The sequence below is a fragment of the Bradyrhizobium japonicum USDA 6 genome (assembly GCF_000284375.1).
Taxonomy (GTDB): Bacteria; Pseudomonadota; Alphaproteobacteria; order Rhizobiales; family Xanthobacteraceae; genus Bradyrhizobium; species Bradyrhizobium japonicum.
The window spans coordinates 4,514,652-4,531,354 of sequence record NC_017249.1 but is presented as its reverse complement, the minus strand read 5'-3'; the positions used below and the strand labels follow the sequence as shown (position 1 = coordinate 4,531,354).

At 65.9% G+C, this 16,703-nt stretch carries 21 protein-coding genes; 7 read left to right on the top strand and 14 right to left on the bottom strand.

Annotated elements, in window-relative coordinates; genetic code table 11:
• The first annotated feature begins 53 nt into the window (after nucleotides 1-53).
• Entirely contained in the window at nucleotides 54-302 is a 249-nt protein-coding gene (locus BJ6T_RS43780) for a GCG_CRPN prefix-to-repeats domain-containing protein (protein ID WP_028154911.1), read from the top strand.
• 148 nt (nucleotides 303-450) lie between these two features.
• On the opposite strand, the gene BJ6T_RS43775 is transcribed toward BJ6T_RS43780, so the two are convergent.
• Both BJ6T_RS43775 and BJ6T_RS21345 read right to left on the bottom strand, forming a co-directional pair.
• Nucleotides 451-732: a hypothetical protein gene (locus BJ6T_RS43775; protein ID WP_014494542.1), complete on the bottom strand. Its 282-nt coding sequence runs from the start codon at nucleotides 730-732 to the stop codon at nucleotides 451-453.
• Nucleotides 733-853: 121 nt separating this feature from the next.
• Nucleotides 854-1,183 carry a hypothetical protein gene (locus tag BJ6T_RS21345; RefSeq protein WP_014494541.1) on the bottom strand — a complete coding sequence of 110 codons (330 nt, stop codon included), beginning with the start codon at nucleotides 1,181-1,183 and terminating at the stop codon, nucleotides 854-856.
• A 106-nt stretch (nucleotides 1,184-1,289) separates the two neighbouring features.
• Between BJ6T_RS21345 and BJ6T_RS21340 the strand changes: the two genes are divergently transcribed.
• Complete coding sequence (locus BJ6T_RS21340; RefSeq protein ID WP_014494540.1) at nucleotides 1,290-3,248, top strand: alpha/beta hydrolase domain-containing protein; 1,959 nt, start codon at nucleotides 1,290-1,292, stop codon at nucleotides 3,246-3,248.
• Between the two features lie 197 nt (nucleotides 3,249-3,445).
• On the top strand, nucleotides 3,446-4,102 hold the full coding sequence (locus tag BJ6T_RS21335; protein ID WP_014494539.1) for a glutathione S-transferase family protein: 657 nt from the start codon (nucleotides 3,446-3,448) through the stop codon (nucleotides 4,100-4,102).
• Between the two features lie 130 nt (nucleotides 4,103-4,232).
• On the opposite strand, the gene BJ6T_RS21330 is transcribed toward BJ6T_RS21335, so the two are convergent.
• The 5 genes from BJ6T_RS21330 to BJ6T_RS21315 all read right to left on the bottom strand — a co-directional run bounded on the left by BJ6T_RS21330 (nucleotide 4,233) and on the right by BJ6T_RS21315 (nucleotide 7,931).
• Complete coding sequence (locus tag BJ6T_RS21330; protein WP_014494538.1) at nucleotides 4,233-4,961, bottom strand: protein-L-isoaspartate(D-aspartate) O-methyltransferase; 729 nt, start codon at nucleotides 4,959-4,961, stop codon at nucleotides 4,233-4,235.
• Nucleotides 4,962-5,066: 105 nt separating this feature from the next.
• Nucleotides 5,067-5,243, bottom strand: a complete 177-nt coding sequence (locus tag BJ6T_RS47970) for a hypothetical protein (protein WP_014494537.1) — start codon at nucleotides 5,241-5,243, stop codon at nucleotides 5,067-5,069.
• A gap of 90 nt (nucleotides 5,244-5,333) precedes the next feature.
• Entirely contained in the window at nucleotides 5,334-5,819 is a 486-nt protein-coding gene (locus BJ6T_RS21325) for an adenosine-specific kinase (protein ID WP_014494536.1), read from the bottom strand.
• Nucleotides 5,820-5,985: 166 nt separating this feature from the next.
• The gene (locus BJ6T_RS21320) at nucleotides 5,986-6,333 is read right to left on the bottom strand and encodes a hypothetical protein (RefSeq protein WP_028169908.1); all 348 of its coding nucleotides are present in this window, start codon (nucleotides 6,331-6,333) and stop codon (nucleotides 5,986-5,988) included.
• Between the two features lie 65 nt (nucleotides 6,334-6,398).
• The gene (locus tag BJ6T_RS21315) at nucleotides 6,399-7,931 is read right to left on the bottom strand and encodes an acyl-CoA carboxylase subunit beta (protein ID WP_014494534.1); all 1,533 of its coding nucleotides are present in this window, start codon (nucleotides 7,929-7,931) and stop codon (nucleotides 6,399-6,401) included.
• Nucleotides 7,932-8,080: 149 nt separating this feature from the next.
• Between BJ6T_RS21315 and BJ6T_RS21310 the strand changes: the two genes are divergently transcribed.
• From BJ6T_RS21310 to BJ6T_RS21300, 3 genes are all read left to right on the top strand, one after another.
• Nucleotides 8,081-8,485, top strand: a complete 405-nt coding sequence (locus tag BJ6T_RS21310; RefSeq protein WP_014494533.1) for a DUF4260 domain-containing protein — start codon at nucleotides 8,081-8,083, stop codon at nucleotides 8,483-8,485.
• 142 nt (nucleotides 8,486-8,627) lie between these two features.
• A complete protein-coding gene (locus BJ6T_RS21305) occupies nucleotides 8,628-9,221 on the top strand; it encodes a hypothetical protein (protein WP_014494532.1) in 594 nt (197 codons plus the stop codon).
• A gap of 71 nt (nucleotides 9,222-9,292) precedes the next feature.
• Entirely contained in the window at nucleotides 9,293-10,297 is a 1,005-nt protein-coding gene (locus BJ6T_RS21300) for a dienelactone hydrolase family protein (protein ID WP_014494531.1), read from the top strand.
• Nucleotides 10,298-10,473: 176 nt separating this feature from the next.
• Here BJ6T_RS21300 and BJ6T_RS49695 read toward each other — a convergent pair whose 3' ends face one another.
• The 6 genes from BJ6T_RS49695 to BJ6T_RS21275 form a co-directional block, all read right to left on the bottom strand.
• Nucleotides 10,474-10,794, bottom strand: coding sequence for a carboxymuconolactone decarboxylase family protein (locus BJ6T_RS49695; protein ID WP_014494530.1), 321 nt, complete (start codon nucleotides 10,792-10,794; stop codon nucleotides 10,474-10,476).
• 40 nt (nucleotides 10,795-10,834) lie between these two features.
• The gene (locus BJ6T_RS49690) at nucleotides 10,835-11,131 is read right to left on the bottom strand and encodes a hypothetical protein (RefSeq protein WP_014494529.1); all 297 of its coding nucleotides are present in this window, start codon (nucleotides 11,129-11,131) and stop codon (nucleotides 10,835-10,837) included.
• A 63-nt stretch (nucleotides 11,132-11,194) separates the two neighbouring features.
• Complete coding sequence (locus tag BJ6T_RS21290; protein WP_014494528.1) at nucleotides 11,195-12,052, bottom strand: penicillin-binding transpeptidase domain-containing protein; 858 nt, start codon at nucleotides 12,050-12,052, stop codon at nucleotides 11,195-11,197.
• 96 nt (nucleotides 12,053-12,148) lie between these two features.
• Nucleotides 12,149-12,418: an EscU/YscU/HrcU family type III secretion system export apparatus switch protein gene (locus BJ6T_RS21285; protein WP_014494527.1), complete on the bottom strand. Its 270-nt coding sequence runs from the start codon at nucleotides 12,416-12,418 to the stop codon at nucleotides 12,149-12,151.
• Complete coding sequence (fliK, locus tag BJ6T_RS21280; RefSeq protein ID WP_028169910.1) at nucleotides 12,415-14,001, bottom strand: flagellar hook-length control protein FliK; 1,587 nt, start codon at nucleotides 13,999-14,001, stop codon at nucleotides 12,415-12,417. Before fliK ends, BJ6T_RS21285 begins: the two co-directional genes overlap by 4 nt.
• Nucleotides 14,002-14,057: 56 nt before the next feature.
• A complete protein-coding gene (locus tag BJ6T_RS21275) occupies nucleotides 14,058-14,852 on the bottom strand; it encodes an ATP12 family chaperone protein (protein WP_014494524.1) in 795 nt (264 codons plus the stop codon).
• 75 nt (nucleotides 14,853-14,927) lie between these two features.
• Between BJ6T_RS21275 and BJ6T_RS21270 the strand changes: the two genes are divergently transcribed.
• Nucleotides 14,928-15,374 (top strand): hypothetical protein, encoded by a 447-nt coding sequence (locus tag BJ6T_RS21270; RefSeq protein ID WP_014494523.1) that lies wholly within the window; start codon nucleotides 14,928-14,930, stop codon nucleotides 15,372-15,374.
• 85 nt (nucleotides 15,375-15,459) lie between these two features.
• On the opposite strand, the gene BJ6T_RS21265 is transcribed toward BJ6T_RS21270, so the two are convergent.
• Nucleotides 15,460-16,674: an RluA family pseudouridine synthase gene (locus BJ6T_RS21265; RefSeq protein ID WP_014494522.1), complete on the bottom strand. Its 1,215-nt coding sequence runs from the start codon at nucleotides 16,672-16,674 to the stop codon at nucleotides 15,460-15,462.
• Nucleotides 16,675-16,703 lie beyond the last annotated feature (29 nt).

Sequence of the window (16,703 nt, the reverse complement as noted above, 5' to 3'; positions counted from 1 at the left end):
ATCCCCTAAGAATCTGCCCTAAAAACCTGCCCAAGGACAAGAAGGAAGATCATATGAAATACCTGTTTGCCGCCGTCATGCTCGCCAGCGCGGTCGTCGGTTTCAGCGAGGCGGCCAGCGCCGCTGGTGGCTGCGGCCCCGGCTGGTACCGTGGCCCCTATGGCGGCTGCCGTCCGATGCGCGGTGCGGTCGTTGTGCGACCCGCCCCCGTGGTGGTTGCCCCGCCGGTCGTCGTCGTGCCCCGCGCCCGCGTCTGCCCGTACGGCTTCCGTTGGTGGGGTGGCCGCTGCCGCCCGATCTGATCTGACCTTTTCGTATTGCGAGATGGCCGCGCGGCGAAAGCCTGCGCGGCCATTTTCGTTTTGAACGCCTGACGTCGCATCCGCCAGCTCCGAATCAAAACGGGGACCGCGAGCGCGATCCCCGTTCAAGGCCTGGCTTGTGCCGAGCTTACCAGTGGTGGCGGTGCCAGCGCCGGCGATGCCAACCCCAGTGGCGGCGGCGCCAGCCCCAATGGCGGTGGTGGCCATGCCAATGCACCTGCTCGGGCTTGAGCTGCGCGGTCTCCTCACTGGTGGTGACGGCGGGACGAGCGTCGGGATTGCCTTGCGGCGCGCGCGCGGGATCACCGAGCGGCTGCGGCGCCAACGGCGCAGCTTGTGCGGTCGCGCTCAACGTCGCGGCTCCAGCCGCGACGCCGAATGCAAGTTTCAAAAAGTTCCGACGCTCCATGACATGTCCTCTAGGCTATCGAGCAAGTGATGCAGAGGGAGTGTCGCGGTCACGACATGAACGAAAGCTGAATCGCATCTTCAGCTTCATGACATGGGTGTCAGGGACTAGCGAGCTACGGCTACGCTCCGGCGCCCTGCTTCGCAAACTCCTGCGCGAGCACCAGCGTCTCGCGCGTGCGCTTCACGTCGGGCCAGTCGCGGTTGAAATCGGCGACGAGCTGCTTCAACGCGTCGCCCTTCAGCATCGCAGCCAGCTTGGCCTCGTCATCGAACTGATACATCGCCTGATGCAGCGATGGATCGTCCAGGCTCCAGAACCGCCAGGCCTTAGCTACGCCGAACGCCTTCACCGCATCAGGCACATGTTCCGTCTCGTACCATGTGTCGAAAGCGGCGCGCTTGCTGGCGTCGGTGACGGTGGCGCGAACGACGAAGTAGGCAGCAGGCATGTGTTTCCTCCCGTTGTTTGGCCGCAGCATAGACGGTTATAGTGGCGGCAACAAAAAGCCCGCGCGACGGAACATTCGGATCGCGCCGATGGGGGAAGGAACGGCCATGCGCAGGATCATCACGGGCCTCGTTGCGATCACCTGCCTGTGGCCCACGGCCTCGCTCGCCGAAATCGTCCGCTTCGACATCCTCGCGCGCGAGCCCGCCTTTGCCGGGCGCAGCTTTGGCGATGTCGGCACCTATGAGCGCATCACCGCGCGTGCGACCTTTGCGCTCAACCCGTCCGACGATCGCAACGCCGTTATCACCGACCTTGCGCTCGCGCCGCGTAGCTCCGACGGCAAGGTGGCAGCCACCGCCGACGTCGTGATCCTGCGTCCCTCCGATCCCACCCACGGCAACGGCACGCTGCTGCTCGAGGTGCCCAATCGCGGCCGCAAGCTGGCGCCGCAATTGTTCGACGATGCCGCCCAGCCCGGCGCCAACAACGCCGACAAGGCCGAGGATGCCGGCATCGGCTTCCTGCATCGCCAGGGCTTTACGATGGTCTGGGTCGGCTGGCAAGGCGACATCCCCTCCAAGCCCGGACAACTCGCGATGACTGCGCCGGTGCTCAAGAGCATCACCGGACCCGCGCGCGAAGAGGTGGTCTTCGACAACACGACCAGTCCCGCGCGCGCGACGCTGACCTGGCCGGCGACTGACGCCGCCGACCTCAAGGTCTCCGTGCGCGCCGCCTGGGCGGATGCGCGGCAGGCGCCTTCCGGCCTCCTCGCAAAGCTCGTCGATCCCCTGACGGTGGAGATCACCCGGCCCGACGGTTTTGATGCCGGCGCGCTCTACGAGATCACCTACACCGCGCGCGATCCTGTGCCGCTCGGCATGGGCTATGCCGCCGTGCGCGACGTCGTCAGCTTCCTCCGCCACGACGAGACCCAGGCGAACCCGCTGCTGAACGGCCTGCATCCCTCCGTCAGCCGCGCCATCGGCTTCGGCGTGTCGCAATCCGGCCGCTTCCTGCGCGACTTCCTCTATCTCGGCTTCAACGAGGATCTCCTGGGCCGCACCGTGTTCGACGGATTGATGCCGCATGTCGCGGGCACGCGGCGCATGGCGACAAACGTCCGCTTCGGCCAGCCCGGCCGCAACCCGCGCCATCCGCAGGATCCGGCGTGGCAGGCCGATCTGTTCCCGTTCACCTATGCGAGCCTCAGCGATCCCTATTCCGGCAAGACCGACGGCCTGCTTCGCCGTTGCACGCTCTCGGCGACGTGCCCGAAGGTGATGCAGACCGACAGCGAGCACGAATGGTGGGCCTCGCACGCCTCGCTGCTCGTCACCGACCTCGCCGGCAACCACCTTGATCTGCCCGACAACGTCCGCGCCTACATGATCGCAGGCACGCCGCATTTCGCCGAAGCCGCCGACGTGATGCGCAAGGGCGTGCCGGCGATGTCGCTGCCGCAGAACCCGATGCATGCGGGCGGGCCTATGCGCGCGCTGCTCACCGACCTCAACGCCTGGATCAGCGACGGCACCAAGCCGCCCGCGAGCCGCGTCCCCATGCGCGCCCACGGCACGCTGGTGCCGGCGCAAGGCGCGGTGCCGATGGATATCCCCGGCCTGCCCTATGCCGGAATCCATACGCTGGCCGCCTTCTCCGACCAGAGCGTGCTGCCGCCCAAGGAGATCGGCCGCTATCCCGTGTTCGTGCCGAAGGCGGACAATGACGGCATCGCCATTGCAGGTATCCGCCAGCTCGCGCTCGCCGTGCCGCGCGCGACCTACACCGCATGGAATCCGCGCGCGCAGGGATTTGGCCCGACGGCGCTCTATCCGCTGCAAGGCGCAGTCGTGCCGTTCGCGCCGACGGAGGCTGCTCGGAAGGAAGTGCATGATCCCAGGCTGTCGATCGCGGAGCGATATGCGGATGATGGGGCGTATGTGGCGGCGGTGCGGCGCGAGGCGGCACGGCAGGTGGCGGAGCGGATTCTGTTGCCGGAGGATGCGGAGCGTGTGGTCGAAGCTGCAAAGCAAGGCAAGCTGGCGAAGCTTGGGCAGTGAGCGAAGCCCAGTGCTCCCGTAGGGTGGGCAAAGCGGAGCGTGCCCACCACTTCTGTCGTCGGCCCAAAGATGGTGGGCATGGCGCAAGTGCGCCTTTGCCCACCCTACGGTCGCTGCCTGCAGAGAAAAAACGTCCTCGCCTGTCGGAACGCCCGTCCTTCATCCGTCCTATGACCAGACAGCACGGAGAACACCGTATGACGAATCTCACCCTCACCACCTTCGACTGGGTTCCCGAGATGCCGCGCGGCTTTGTGCGCGATCTTCGCGTGCGCTGGGCGCTGGAGGAAGCGGCGTTGCCCTACCGCGTCGCGAGCGTGCCGTTCGGCCCGCGGGACGCCGCGCATTTCGCACACCAGCCCTTCGGCCAGGTGCCGTGGCTGACCGACGGTGACCTCTCGATCTTCGAGAGCGGCGCGATCCTGCTGCATCTGGGTGAGCTCAGCGCCAGGCTGATGCCCACCGATCCGCGCGGTCGCAGCGAGGCAAAGGAGTGGGTGTTCGCGGCGCTCAATTCGGTGGAGATGCCGGCGCTGCCCTGGACGATGTTCAAGTTCACCGGCAGCGACGATGGCTCACCTGCCGTGAAGTTCGTCGACGACTTCCTAAAACTCCGCCTCAAGCACATGGAGACGGTGCTGGCCGGCCGCGAATGGCTGGCAGGCTCCTTTTCCGTCGCCGACATCCTGATGTCGGACGTGCTGCGCGTCGTCGATAAGTTCGACGGCCTGTCGGAACACCCGGCCTGCCGCAACTACGTCGCGCGCGCCACCGCTCGCCCGACGTTCGCCAAGGCCCACGCCGACCAGATGGCGCATTTCGCTGCGGCGGACCAACTTCGTAGGGCGGATTAGGCAAAACCGTAATGCACCACCTTCGGCGCCGCGGACAGATGGCGGATTACGCTTCCGCCTTCGCTCTTCGAGCTTCGGCGGACAAGCCGCCAATCCGCCCTACGCGCTCAACCAATTCCGCGCCTGGCTTCTAGTTTTGCGAGCGCGTAAACGGGACAAAGCGCACGAGGGCAACCGCGCGAGTCGTCGTCTTGCCGGGGGCAATTTTCTCGACGACCGTGAGCTGCTGAGTCGTGTAAGCCGGTCCTACTGGCATGACGAGCCGGCCTCCCACCTTCAGCTGCTCGATCAGCGGTGGCGGTGGTTCCCCGAGCGCCGCAGTCACGACGATGGCGTCAAAAGGACCGCATTCGGGCCAGCCATTGTAGCCGTCGCCGAGCCTGACACTCGCGTTGTCATATGCGAGGTCTCGTAGTGTCTTCGCGGCGGTCTCGGCCAGTTGCGGGATAATCTCGATGGTACAGACCTTTTGCGCCAGACGCGCAAGAATGGCTGCCTGGTAGCCCGAACCCGTACCGACTTCGAGCACAACATGATCGGGCGCGACCTCGGCCAGCTGGGTCATCAAGGCGACGACATAGGGCTGCGATATGGTCTGGCCGAGGCCAATCGGTATCGGTTGATCCGCGTACGCGACAGAGCATGATCGCTCGGGGATGAACAGATGGCGCAACGTTTGCGCCATGGCCTCAAGGACCCTCTCCGACAGGCCTTGCCGTCCGAGAACACCGGCGGCGGACCGGGCGTAGGTCCGGATGGTTTCAACCATGGCGGCGCGTTCGCGGACGCATTGCGCGTCCTGCGCGCTCGCGTCCCGCGCGAGGACAATCATGGCAATCACGAGCAGCAAGGCCTTCATGATCGCGCTCTCGAGCCCTGAAAGGAGCGCCGCGGCCGAGTGCGGATACCTCTCTGCCGGCGCTACGTGCTCCGCAACAAGGCCGATTGCCGGCTCGAGGCTGGTCTAGTCTTCGTCCGGCTCGCGTACGGCCGGCGGTGCGTCGCTTTCATCTTCGTCTTCGTCTTCGTCCTCCTCATCCTCATCTTCTTCGTCGTCTTCGTCGTCATCAGGATCTCGGGGCGGCTTCATGCTGCCCATGACCACAAAGGTGGAAAATTCCGCGGGGGTGTGCTGCGTCATATCATTGCTCCTCGGGTATGGAGCTTGAGAGCGCCGGCGGTTCGACGGCATTGTCGATGCAGGCCGCTCGCTTCCGACGTCATCCGGCTGCTACAACTTGTAGCCGATCTTTCGCAGCAGATCCTTCCGCCACGCAATGTCGGCGTCGGCTTCGATGCCCAAGGGCGAGGCGCCGTCCACCACGCCGAGCACGCCACGCCCCTGCTCTGTTTGTGCGACGATCACCTCAGTCGGGTTGGCCGTCGCGCAGTAGATGCGGCAGACCTCCGGAACCCCGCGCACCTGGGCCAGCACGTTGACCGGAAAGAATCCTTCGCCCAGGAAGATCAGGAAGGTGTGGCCGGCGCCGATGGCCATTGCGTTGTCGCGTGCAAGCGCGATGGCGGCTTCGTCATTCCCCGACCAGCGCACCAGCCGCTTGCCGGAGGCCTCGCAGAAGGCCAGCCCGAAGCGGATGCCGGGGACAGCCCCCACCAGCGCCTCGTGGAGGTCCTCCACGGTCTTGATGAAATGCGACTGGCCGAAGATGAAGTTGGCGGCGTCCGGCTTGACGATGGGCACCACGGTGAGTTCCATGGCTGCGCTCCTTCAAGGTAGGCACGCAACGCATGGTAGGCCACCGGGAGGCGATTGCAAGCGGCTAGCGGCCGGCTGATATCGCGCCGCGGTGCTCAACCTTCGCCCGTCAAGCTACGGCGGCCAAGTCCCACGCTGCGCGCTCGTCCTTATGCGTACGCCGCCGTCACATCAGTTTCATAGGCGCATCGCTGACCATCCGAAGGTCGATCCTACCGATCAGCTGCGCGCGAAGTGCCTCCGCAGCGCGGATGGAGTCATCCGTCTGCCGCAACGTGCTGACGTTCGAGCCGAGTGACACGATCCCGCCCAGCACCAGGGCAATCGATCCAAGGGCAGCGGTCTGCCCCGTCCCTAGCAGGCCGAGGATCGTGATCAGCAGCAACGCTGCACCGCTACCAATCGCGACCTTGGATGCCAGAATGTATTTCCGGCACCGCTCCGCGACCTCGGCTAGCGCCTCGATCCGATCCTCGATGTCGGAAATCTCGTCGGCCGGATCGTCTTCGGACATCAGCGACATGCGGCACTTGGGTTAAGAACCCGGATTTCGCTACGCTCCATCCGGGCTACTTGTCTTCACAACGGCAAATTGTCGTGCTTCTTCGCCGGCGTTTCCACCTTCTTGTCCTTCAGCATCGCCAGCGCCCGGGCGATCCGCTTGCGGGTCGAGTGGGGCATGATGACGTCGTCGATGTAGCCGCGCTCGGCTGCGATGAACGGCGACAGGAAGCGGTCTTCGTATTCCTTGGTGCGCGCGGCGATCTTGTCGGGGTCGCCGATGTCTGCGCGGAAGATGATCTCGACCGCGCCCTTGGCGCCCATCACCGCGATCTGGGCGGTCGGCCAGGCGTAGTTCATGTCGGCGCCGATCTCCTTGGAGGCCATGACGTCGAAGGCGCCGCCATAGGCCTTGCGGGTGATGATGGTGACCAGCGGCACGGTGCACTGCGAGTAGGCGAACAGCAGCTTCGCGCCGTGCTTGATCAGGCCGCCATATTCCTGCGCGGTGCCCGGCAGGAAGCCCGGCACGTCGACGAAGGTGACGATCGGGATGTTGAAGGCGTCGCAGAAGCGGACGAAGCGCGCGGCCTTGCGCGAGGCGTCGGAGTCGAGCACGCCGGCCAGCACCATCGGCTGGTTGGCGACGAAGCCGACGGTGCGGCCGGCGATGCGGCCGAAGCCCGTGACGATGTTCTTTGCGAAGGCATCCGCGATCTCGAAGAAATCGCCCTCGTCCACGACCTTCAGGATCAATTCCTTCATGTCGTAGGGCTTGTTCGGATTGTCGGGGATGAGCGTGTCCAGGGACATGTCGACGCGGCCGATGTCGTCGAAGCTCGGCCATTCCGGCACGCCGTCGGTGTTGTTGGACGGCAGGAAGTCGATCAGGCGCCGCATCTGCAAGAGCGTCTCGACGTCGTTCTCGAAGGCGCCGTCCGCGATCGAGGAGCGCGTGGCGTGCACCGAGGCGCCGCCGAGCTCTTCCGCCGTGACGACCTCGTTGGTGACGGTCTTCACCACGTCGGGGCCGGTGACGAACATGTAGCTGGTGTTTTTCACCATGAAGATGAAGTCGGTCATGGCAGGCGAATAGACGTCGCCGCCGGCGCAGGGACCCATGATGACGGAGATCTGCGGGATCACGCCCGAGGCGAGCACGTTGCGGCGGAACACATAGGAATAGCCGGCGAGCGCGGCAACGCCCTCCTGGATGCGGGCGCCGCCCGCGTCATAGAGGCCGATGATGGGCGCCCGCGCCTTCATCGCCATGTCCTGGAGTTTTGTGATCTTCAGCGCATGTGTTTCGGAGAGCGAGCCGCCGAACACCGTGAAGTCTTTCGCGAAGACAAAGGTCTTGCGGCCGTTGACAGTGCCCCAGCCGGTGACGACGCCGTCGCCGGGCACCCTGGTCTTCTCCATGCCGAACTCGGTGGAGCGGTGCTCGACGAACATGTCGAACTCCTCGAACGATCCCTTGTCGAGCAGGAGCTCGATGCGCTCGCGCGCGGTCAGCTTGCCGCGGGCGTGCTGCGCTTCGATGCGCTTCTCCCCGCCGCCGAGCTTTGCGCCGGCGCGACGATCTTCAAGGGCGTCCAGGATATTCTTCATTTGCTCCCGCCAGTTCTTAGCCTAAATGCGATTGCCGGGGGTTCTAACACGGCATTTTGCGGGCCGGGAAGCCGCTTTCGGCGCCGCAGGGCTGCCTTGCCGCAGCGGGAAAGCGCAAGGAATTACAAAGTTTTGCCTGGGAGACGACGATGGATGAGATAACGGCCGAGACGGGCGCGGCGACCGGCGGCGTCAAGATCCTGCTGCGGCTGGAAGGCCTGACCCTGTTCACGGGGATGGTGATGCTCTACGCCTCCTGGGACGGCTCGTGGCTGGTGTTCGCCCTGCTCTTCTTTGTCCCCGATCTGAGCTTCCTGGCGTACCTGGCCGACGCCAGATTCGGGGCGCTGGTCTACAATGCCGCCCACAGCTACATGGCGCCGGTGACGCTGCTGACGCTGGGCTTCGGCTTCGCCTCGCCGCTCACGCTGTCCATCGCCTTGATCTGGCTCGCCCATATCGGCATCGACCGGGCGCTCGGCTATGGCCTGAAATATTCGGCCGGGTTCGGCTTCACCCATCTCGGGCGGATCGGCCGCCAGAAAGACGCCTGAGGGGATTGCCGCCTTTTTGTCGGCCCCGCCGGTTGACCGGGCCGGCCGATTCAGGCTTGCTCCCTCCACGATCAGGCGCCGAATGTTGCGTGAGCTCAGTCGGTACGGCGGCGGTCACCACGTCTGGCTGCAAGCATCACCCATGTCCGCCACGGTCGTCCCTCTGCCGCCGAACAGCCCGTCCGAAACCACCGACTTCCTGCGGCGGATGGCCAGCATGGTCTCGGGGCGCAACGGCGAGACGCTGCTGCGCGCGGCCGCGCTGATCGAATCGCTCAAGCAACGGGCGATGTCCGCCGAACGGCTGTTTCACGAGCAACAGGAAGAGAACAAGCGCCTTGTGGAGCTGCGCGAGACGACCGCGCTCGCCTCAAGCGCCATGTTCAACCAGATCGCGGCGCTGGGGACCCAGCTTGCCGAGGTGACCGCGGCCGCGGCGGCCGAGCGCGCGGCGTTCGACGCCGAGCGCGGCAAGCTGCTCGGCCTGATGCAGGATGCGGAAAGCCATATCGGCAAGCTCACCGCCGAGCTCGACGGCTTGCGCGCCTCCGTCGACAGCTTCAACGACACCGTGGTCTCGGTGCCGCTCGAGGTGCTGCGTCTGGCACGCACGCAGTTCGATGTCCTCTCCGCCGGCTTTGCCCGCAGGGGTGACGTGATCTCGCAGGCGATGAGCGCGATCGGCGGCTTTGCGATCGACGAGGCGCTGATGAAGAAGACGGCCGACAAGGCCTGAGCAGTCGCGCATCAATTTGACAGCGCGCAGGTCCGTTGTTCTACTTCATGAAAATCATAGGGGGGATCACGATGGTCACCAATTGGCGCACCGTTGCGGCGCTTATCGCACTGTGCGTGTCGAGCCCGTTCGCCTGCGGCGCTGCCGTCGCGCAGGCGCTTCCCAAGGAAGTCGCCACCCGCGCCGAGATCTACCCGATCCCCTCGCTCACCCTTTCCGACCAGCAATTCCTCAGCGGCGATGCGGCGGCCGGCAAGCCGGTGACCGTCGCCGGCGAATTCCGCGTCGCCCAGGGCACCGGCAAACTTCCCGTCGTGGTGCTGATGCACGGCTCGAGCGGCGTCGGCGCCACCACCGAGGCCTGGGTCCACGCTTTCAACGCCATGGGCATCTCGACCTTCGTGATCGACGGTTTCACCGGCCGCGGGCTGACGGTGGTGGGGCCGAACCAGGCCCTGCTCGGCCGCCTCAACCTGATCGTCGACATCTACCGCTCGCTGGAGATTCTTGCGAAGCATCCCCGCGTCGATCCTGATCGTATCGTGCTGATGGGCTTCTCGCGCGGCGGACAGGCGACGCTCTATGCGAGCCTCGATCGCTTCAACAAGCTCTGGAACAAGTCCGGCGTGCAGTTCGCGGCTTACATCCCGTTCTATCCGGATTGCTCGACGACGTATCAAAGCGACAGCGAGGTCGCCGCACGCCCGATCCGGATCTTCCACGGCACGCCCGACGACTACAATCCCGTGACGAGCTGCAAGGCGTTCGTCGGACGGCTCAAGACGGCCGGGCGTGATGTGGTGCTGACCGAATACCCCGACAGCGCCCACGGCTTCGACAGCGGCCTGCTCGGCGTCAGCACCGTTGCGGTGTCGGCCAACGCGCAGACCGTGCGCAACTGCCATATCAAGGAGGGCGACGGCGGCGTGCTGATGAACGGCGACACCAACGCGCCCTTCACCTACAAGGATGCATGCGTCGAGCTCAACCCGCATGTCGGCGGCAATCCCGCGACGGCCGCGGAGTCGCGCAAGGCGGTGGTGGAGTTCTTGCAAGCGCTGTTCAAGCTGGGATAGGCGACGTCACCGCCACATTCTCTGTCATTGCGAGCGCAGCGAAGCAATCCAGAATCTTTCCGCAGCGGCAGTCTGGATTGCTTCGTCGCACCAGCGCAAAATTGCTTCGCAATTTTGTCGCGGGCTCCTCGCAATGACGTTGGCGAGAGTTGCGCTCCCGACAACGAGGACGAGCCTTACGGCTCACCCGGCTTGAACGGCTCCTGCTTGTCCGGTGGCACCGTCTCCTCCGCCATCGCCAGCAGCATTGCGACCATCACGTAATTGCCGGCGAGCGCGGTGAGATCGACGATCTGCTGATCATTGAAAGTTTTCTTGGCGCGCGCATAGGTCTCGTCGCTGACCTTCTTTGTCGTGGTGAGCTCGGTGACGAAATCGTAGACCACCGCCTCGTCCTCGGCCATCTTCGACGGGCGCTTGTTGGCCTTCAACTCCGCGATGATATCAGGCGACAGGGCCGCCTTGGCCGCCAGCGGCGCGTGCGCGAACCATTCCACCTGCGAGCGCCACTGCCGCCCGATGATCAGGATCGCGAACTCAGTCAGCTTGGTCGGGACCGAGGTTTCCCAGCGCAGATAGTAGAACAGGGTCGAACAGGCGCTGGCCGAGCACGGGGCTGCGGATCATCGGATTGTAGGGCCCGCCGATGCCGACGCTCGACACCTTCATGATCTGCTCGCCTAGCGGCTTCTGCTTGGCGTCGAGCTGGTCGATGGTGAGCTGCGGAAAGCGCGGCTCCTTGCTGGTGGCGGGTGCGGCAAACATCGTGGCTGCGAGCCAGCCGCCGGCGGCGGCCAACGTGAGCGACGACAGCCAGAGTGGCGTTGAATTCATTTTGTCCTCCCGACGTTTTCTTTTGTTTGGTCGGAAGGATGCTAGCAGGTTCGTGCGCGCCAGCTAGATCGCGCCGATCTCGGCAAGGCAGGCTTGCGTCAACGGCATGCGCTCGCCGACGAGACGCGGCTCCTTGCAGTCCATGTTGAGCGCGAACACGGTGTGCGCCTCGCCCTTCTCGGCCCAGCCGACCATCCAGCCGAGCGACGGCTCGCCGCGCTCGGCGCCGAGCAAGCCGGATTTGGCGCGGATGACGCTGTCGCCGACCTTGGTCACCGGCAGGATGTCGGCGACGAGGTCCTGGCTGCGCTTGCCGATCGGCAGCGCGCGGCGGCGCAGCCGGTCAACGAAATCGACCTGCTCAACCGGATCGATGCGCAAATTGCCGGTGAGCCAGAACTGGTCGATGCCGCCGCCGATATCGCGATTGCCGTAGTCGAACATGTCGACATATTTTTGCATCCGCTCTTGCCCGATCCGGCGCGCGATCTCCTGATAGACCGGCACGGCGCTGACCGCGATGGCGCTGCGCATCGTGTGGTCCTTGTTCCAGGCCTCGATCGGCCGCTTCACGCCGTCCCAGGGGAATACGTCCTTGTCGGGGTCGGCGACGACGCCGGTCTCCAGCGCAATCAGCGAGTTCGGGATCTTGAACGTCGAGGCCGGCAGCTTCGCTTCGCCGGAACGCTCCTTGTCGCTGGCGACGATCAGATAGTCCTCGACCTTGTAGCCGACGAAGGTCCCCGATGTGCCGAGATCGGTGAACCGCTTTGCCAGGCTGTCGCGGATCTCGTTGCGCGGCGGCGCGACGTGGGCGAACGCGCGCTGCGGCACGGTGGCGGCTGCGGCGAGAAGGCCGAGGGTGGAACGGCGGGTCAGCAAGAGCGGTATCCGTTGAGCAATGAAGATGGCCGCGACCATGCAGCCGCTATCGTGGTGAAACGATGACAGGTTATTTCCTGAGCTTGTCGGAAAACCGCTGCACACTTTGCGCTAACGCGGCCCTTCGGGTCCGGATCAGGCTCTACCGCCCCGCCCCGACAGCCGCAGCACGAACACCAGCACTTCGGCGACGGCCTTGTAGAGATCCGGCGGGATCTCCTCGCCGAGCTCGACCTTGGAGAGCGCGCCGGCCAGGATCTCGTTCTCTTCGATCGGGATGTCGTTGGCCTTGGCGATCTCGACGATCTTTTCGCCGATCGTGCCCTTGCCCTTGGCGACGACGACGGGCGCGTTGCCGCCCTTCTCGTAATGCAGCGCAATGGCGAGCTTGGATGGATCGCTCATGTTGCGCGGTCCAGGAAGTGGCCGGCGCGGGCCGGCGCCGGCTGCGGCGGCGTGCCGTCGCGCACCAGGATGTCGCCGGGCTTGAGCTCCGCCCGCGTCAGGGCCTGATTGAGCTCACCGATGCCGGCGCGGAGCTGCTGCGCGGTCGCCGGCCGCTCCGCCCACATCCGCACAAAAGTCTTGTCGCCGTTGAGCGTGATCAGCGCGCGCACCGGGCCGGCCGGCTCGACATTGAGCGTGAAGCGCGCGCGCCAAGCGCGCTTGGCGGGATCGGCGGATTCGTTGCCGCCATCGCGCGAGATCTCGAACTGCGCCATCGCGGTGCCCTGCGGGGTCGCAAAGGGAATCTCGAAATTCCATTGCGGCACGGTCGGGTCGATGCGATGGCCGGAGGCGTCGGTGCGATCGGGCAGCGAGGCGACCTGGAGCAGCGTTTGACGCGCGATCGCGGCATCGGTGTCGTCGAGCAGGCGATGCACCGTTGCGGAGAGCGGCGTATCCGGCGCGAGCGATGGCGAGGCGATCGCCTGCGGCGCCGGCAGCGCGCCGCGGAACGGCGGCGGTGTCGCGCGCGCCGCGGCCTCGAAGAGGTGACCATCCGGCACGGCCTTGTTCGAGCCGGGCACATTGCCGGTCAGGCGCGGCAGGTTTTGCGTGACCTCTTGAAGAAGGGCCGCGGCAAGGCCGGCGGACATGGTTCGCGGCATCGCAGCCTGCGGAGCGCCGCCGGCGATGTCGGCGAGCACAGCGGCTGCGAGATTGGCGCTGCGCGGCATCTGCGGCTGTTGGGCCATATCGAGATCGGTCGACGGCGATGCTGCCTGAGCTGGCACGGCGGTGGTCTGCGATGTCCCCGCCGTAGCGAGCGCGGCTCCTTGCGCCTGTGGCGCGGCGGTCTCAAGCGTGGCCAATGTCTGGCGCAGCACCAGCAGCGCGGCCTTCAGGTCCGGCATCGCGCCGGAGGACGGCGTTGTACCTGCAGCGAGCGAGGCCTCGAGAAACAGGCCGGACTTCTGGAAGGCGGATTCGATATCGCCGCCATCGAGGGCGGTGTTGAGCGGCGTCTGCTGCGCCAGCACGTCCAGCACCGCCTGCTTCAGTCCCACCGGCAGATCGCTGCCGGTGACGACGGAGGCGAGATTGGCGAACAGCGGCGCCTGGCTGCCCTGTTTTGTGACCGCCTCGGCCGAAGCCACGGTGACGGCGACCTGCTCCAACGGCGTCAGCGTGTTGCGTGCGGTGGTGGCAGATGGCGCAAGCGGCGGGCCGTCCACGAGCGAAGCCGCCCGCGGCGTCAGCGTGATCTGGTCAGCCGCCGCCTCGCCTGCCCCGTTCATGATGGCGAGCCTGGTGGTGCCGTCGTTCTGCGACACTGCGAGCTGGAGATTTTGCCCCGGTGTCAGCGACACCTCGGACATCACGTCCATCGACAGATTGGCGATTGCGATCCGCACCAGATTGTCGGCCATCACGCTGACGACCCTCGCATCCACGACGCTGCCGGCCTGGAGCACGGGCGTCGCCGCATCGGCCACGGGGCTGGCGGCACTGACCGGAACGATCGAGCTTATCGGCGTTGGCATTTCAGGGGCCCAGGGAACGCTGGTCCCACCCTAAGGCCGCCCTCGTAAACCTCTCGTTAAGGACCTTCGGCCGCCTGCGGCTTCACGGCCGCCAGAACCGCCACGGCGGCCTGAAAATCCTTCAGGCGGGCGGCGCGGCGGGCAGCCGCCTCCTCGTCCACGCCCCATTTCTCGGCGTTCCAGTCCTCGTCGACATGGGCGGCGGCCCAGACCTGGCCGGCATCGCGCACACCATGGGCGAGCGCCAACGCCAGCAGCGCCGAACCGGTCAGGGTCGTGACCACGTGGAGCGCCGCGATCGACCAGGCATCCCCGGGCAGAGCCGCGCGGGCGGCCTGAACGGCCTCGTCCGGCTGCTTCACATGCATGATGCCCTCGGACAGGATGAAATGCGCGCCCAGCGCCTCCGCGGCCCAGAACAGCACGGGGTCCCAATGCGTGGCCTCGCGGGCGACCAGCCCTTCGGGGTGGCCGGCGCGATAGAACAGCAGGTCGGTCTCGAAGTATCTTGCAAGGTCGTCGGCTACGAGCTCGACGCGATCGATGACCCCCTCGACGACGCTGTTGGCGATCCGAGTCAGCGGCATGGTCACGGGATCGATCGTCTCGCCCTGGGCCGCCCATTCCGCGGCCACCGCATCGGCCAGCACGCGCGACGGGATCACCACCTGGCGGGCCGATGGCGTCCGGATCGGCCTGCCATCCAGCGTGATGGCGAAGCCGCCCTCGGCCTCGGCCACGCCCGCCTCCTTGTAGAAGCGCTTGCGCTGCGGCGGACGCGCGGCCTGCCTCACCGCCTCCTGCGGATCGAGCGGGGACCGCCCCGCAACCTCATCGAACAATTCGCGCATCTCGTTTCGGCCTTCGGTCTCTGAATGCTAGGCTTGTAAGCCAAGACCGGCGGCTGATAAAGCGAGCGGCAAGGCATGAGGGAACTTGCGGGCATTGGGACCCTTCTCGCCGGGCTCTGGCTGGCCGCGGCGGACGCCGGTTTCCGCACCCCGGAATCGCTGGTCCGCAATGTCTACGCGCATTACGGCGATGGCGCGCCGGAACTGTCAAAAGGCCTGCCGCGCGATGCCGCCGCCGCCCGGCAATTCTTCGACCCCAGCCTGCGCAAGGCCTGGAGCGCGCCGAGGGTCGAGCCCTACGACTTCCTGGTGCAGAGCCCGAACTGGAAGCTCGGCCCGGTCGCGATCACGGTCGTTCGCAGGCAATACGACAAGACCTATGTCGCGGCGAATTTCGACAATCGCGGGCGGAAGGTCACGCTGAACTTCGTCCTGGTCAACGGACCCGAGGGATGGCTGATCACGGATGTCGAGAGCCCGCATGACAGTCTGCGGATGTTTCTGGAGCAGTTTCGGAAGTGAACACCGCTGTCATGCCCCGCGAAAGCGGGGCATGACGGCTTTGATTGTTGCTAGCCGCGCCGCTTACTCGCCCGTGCGGCCGCCCCTACTCTTCCGGCGCGTTCTCGATCGGATCAAACCGGCTCGCATCGAGCCCCAGCAGATTCCACGACTGCTGCATGTGCGGCGGCAATGGCGCGGTGGCGTCGATCACGCCGCCGCGCGGATGCGGAATGACGATGCGGCGCGCGAGCAGATGCAGCCGGTTTTGCAGGCCGCCCGGCAGCTGCCAGTTCTCGATGTTGAAATATTTGGCATCGCCGACGATGGGGTGGCCGATATGCTCCATATGGGCGCGCAGCTGGTGGGTGCGGCCGGTCACGGGCTTGAGCGACACCCAGGTCAACTTGTTGCCGGCGGTCTCGACCACCGCATAGTACGTCACCGCGTGGCTGGCACCTTCGTCGCCATGCTGGGCGATGCGCATGATGGTGTCGTCCTCGCTCTCTTCCTTCGCGAGGAAGGTCGAGATGCGGCCCTGCTTCGGCTTCGGCAGACCCGGCACCAGCGCCCAATATGTCTTTCGCGCGGACCGCGAGCGGAAGGCGCCGGTCAGATGCGAGGCGGCAAATCGCGTCTTGGCGATCAGCAGGCAGCCAGAGGTCTCCCGGTCGATGCGGTGCACGAGGCGCGGCTTCTGGCCCCTGGAATCGCGCATCACCTCCAGCATCTGATCGATGTGCCGCGTCATGCCCGAGCCACCCTGCACGGCGAGGCCGGCCGGCTTGTTCAGGACGAGGACGTCGTCGTCCTCGTAGATCGTCATCTCCTTCAGCGCGGCAAGCGTCTTTTGGGCGCCTTCCGACAGCTCACCGGCGGCCTTCGGCGTGTCGAGCTTCAACGGCGGAATGCGGACGCTCTGGCCCTCCTCCAGCCGATCCTTGCTGTCGACACGCTTGCCGTCGACGCGCAGCTCGCCTTTACGGACGACGCGCTGGATGTGGGAGAACGACAGGCCGGGAAAGCGCGCTTCGAGAAAGCGATCGACGCGCATGTTGTTCTCGTCAGCCGTTACCTTGACGGTCTGCACCTTGGTCGGCAGCAGCGCCTCGACGGGCTTCGCCGGCGCCGACGCTTCGGGCGCAGCCTTGGGCGGCCGCCGCTCGGCGCGCTCGCCCGCGAAGCGCGGCGGCTTCGCACCCGGCTTGCCACCGAGCCGTGGTCCCGTCTTCTTCGCAGTACGCGCCTTGAACGGACGCGAATCGTCGCGCTCGTCACGCGAGCGGGGCTTTGGGTTCATTCTCTTGATGCGGCGGCTCATGGTTGCCTGCGTACCCTAAAAGCCGGCTC

Coding starts and splice junctions, on each gene's coding strand:
- BJ6T_RS43780 (WP_028154911.1), top strand. CDS start 54: ATGAAATACCTGTTTGCCGCCGTCATGCTCGCCAGCGCGGTCGTCGGT.
- BJ6T_RS43775 (WP_014494542.1), bottom strand. CDS start 732: ATGGAGCGTCGGAACTTTTTGAAACTTGCATTCGGCGTCGCGGCTGGA.
- BJ6T_RS21345 (WP_014494541.1), bottom strand. CDS start 1,183: ATGCCTGCTGCCTACTTCGTCGTTCGCGCCACCGTCACCGACGCCAGC.
- BJ6T_RS21340 (WP_014494540.1), top strand. CDS start 1,290: ATGCGCAGGATCATCACGGGCCTCGTTGCGATCACCTGCCTGTGGCCC.
- BJ6T_RS21335 (WP_014494539.1), top strand. CDS start 3,446: ATGACGAATCTCACCCTCACCACCTTCGACTGGGTTCCCGAGATGCCG.
- BJ6T_RS21330 (WP_014494538.1), bottom strand. CDS start 4,961: ATGAAGGCCTTGCTGCTCGTGATTGCCATGATTGTCCTCGCGCGGGAC.
- BJ6T_RS47970 (WP_014494537.1), bottom strand. CDS start 5,243: ATGACGCAGCACACCCCCGCGGAATTTTCCACCTTTGTGGTCATGGGC.
- BJ6T_RS21325 (WP_014494536.1), bottom strand. CDS start 5,819: ATGGAACTCACCGTGGTGCCCATCGTCAAGCCGGACGCCGCCAACTTC.
- BJ6T_RS21320 (WP_028169908.1), bottom strand. CDS start 6,333: ATGTCCGAAGACGATCCGGCCGACGAGATTTCCGACATCGAGGATCGG.
- BJ6T_RS21315 (WP_014494534.1), bottom strand. CDS start 7,931: ATGAAGAATATCCTGGACGCCCTTGAAGATCGTCGCGCCGGCGCAAAG.
- BJ6T_RS21310 (WP_014494533.1), top strand. CDS start 8,081: ATGGATGAGATAACGGCCGAGACGGGCGCGGCGACCGGCGGCGTCAAG.
- BJ6T_RS21305 (WP_014494532.1), top strand. CDS start 8,628: ATGTCCGCCACGGTCGTCCCTCTGCCGCCGAACAGCCCGTCCGAAACC.
- BJ6T_RS21300 (WP_014494531.1), top strand. CDS start 9,293: ATGGTCACCAATTGGCGCACCGTTGCGGCGCTTATCGCACTGTGCGTG.
- BJ6T_RS49690 (WP_014494529.1), bottom strand. CDS start 11,131: ATGAATTCAACGCCACTCTGGCTGTCGTCGCTCACGTTGGCCGCCGCC.
- BJ6T_RS21290 (WP_014494528.1), bottom strand. CDS start 12,052: ATGGTCGCGGCCATCTTCATTGCTCAACGGATACCGCTCTTGCTGACC.
- BJ6T_RS21285 (WP_014494527.1), bottom strand. CDS start 12,418: ATGAGCGATCCATCCAAGCTCGCCATTGCGCTGCATTACGAGAAGGGC.
- fliK (WP_028169910.1), bottom strand. CDS start 14,001: ATGCCAACGCCGATAAGCTCGATCGTTCCGGTCAGTGCCGCCAGCCCC.
- BJ6T_RS21275 (WP_014494524.1), bottom strand. CDS start 14,852: ATGCGCGAATTGTTCGATGAGGTTGCGGGGCGGTCCCCGCTCGATCCG.
- BJ6T_RS21270 (WP_014494523.1), top strand. CDS start 14,928: ATGAGGGAACTTGCGGGCATTGGGACCCTTCTCGCCGGGCTCTGGCTG.
- BJ6T_RS21265 (WP_014494522.1), bottom strand. CDS start 16,674: ATGAGCCGCCGCATCAAGAGAATGAACCCAAAGCCCCGCTCGCGTGAC.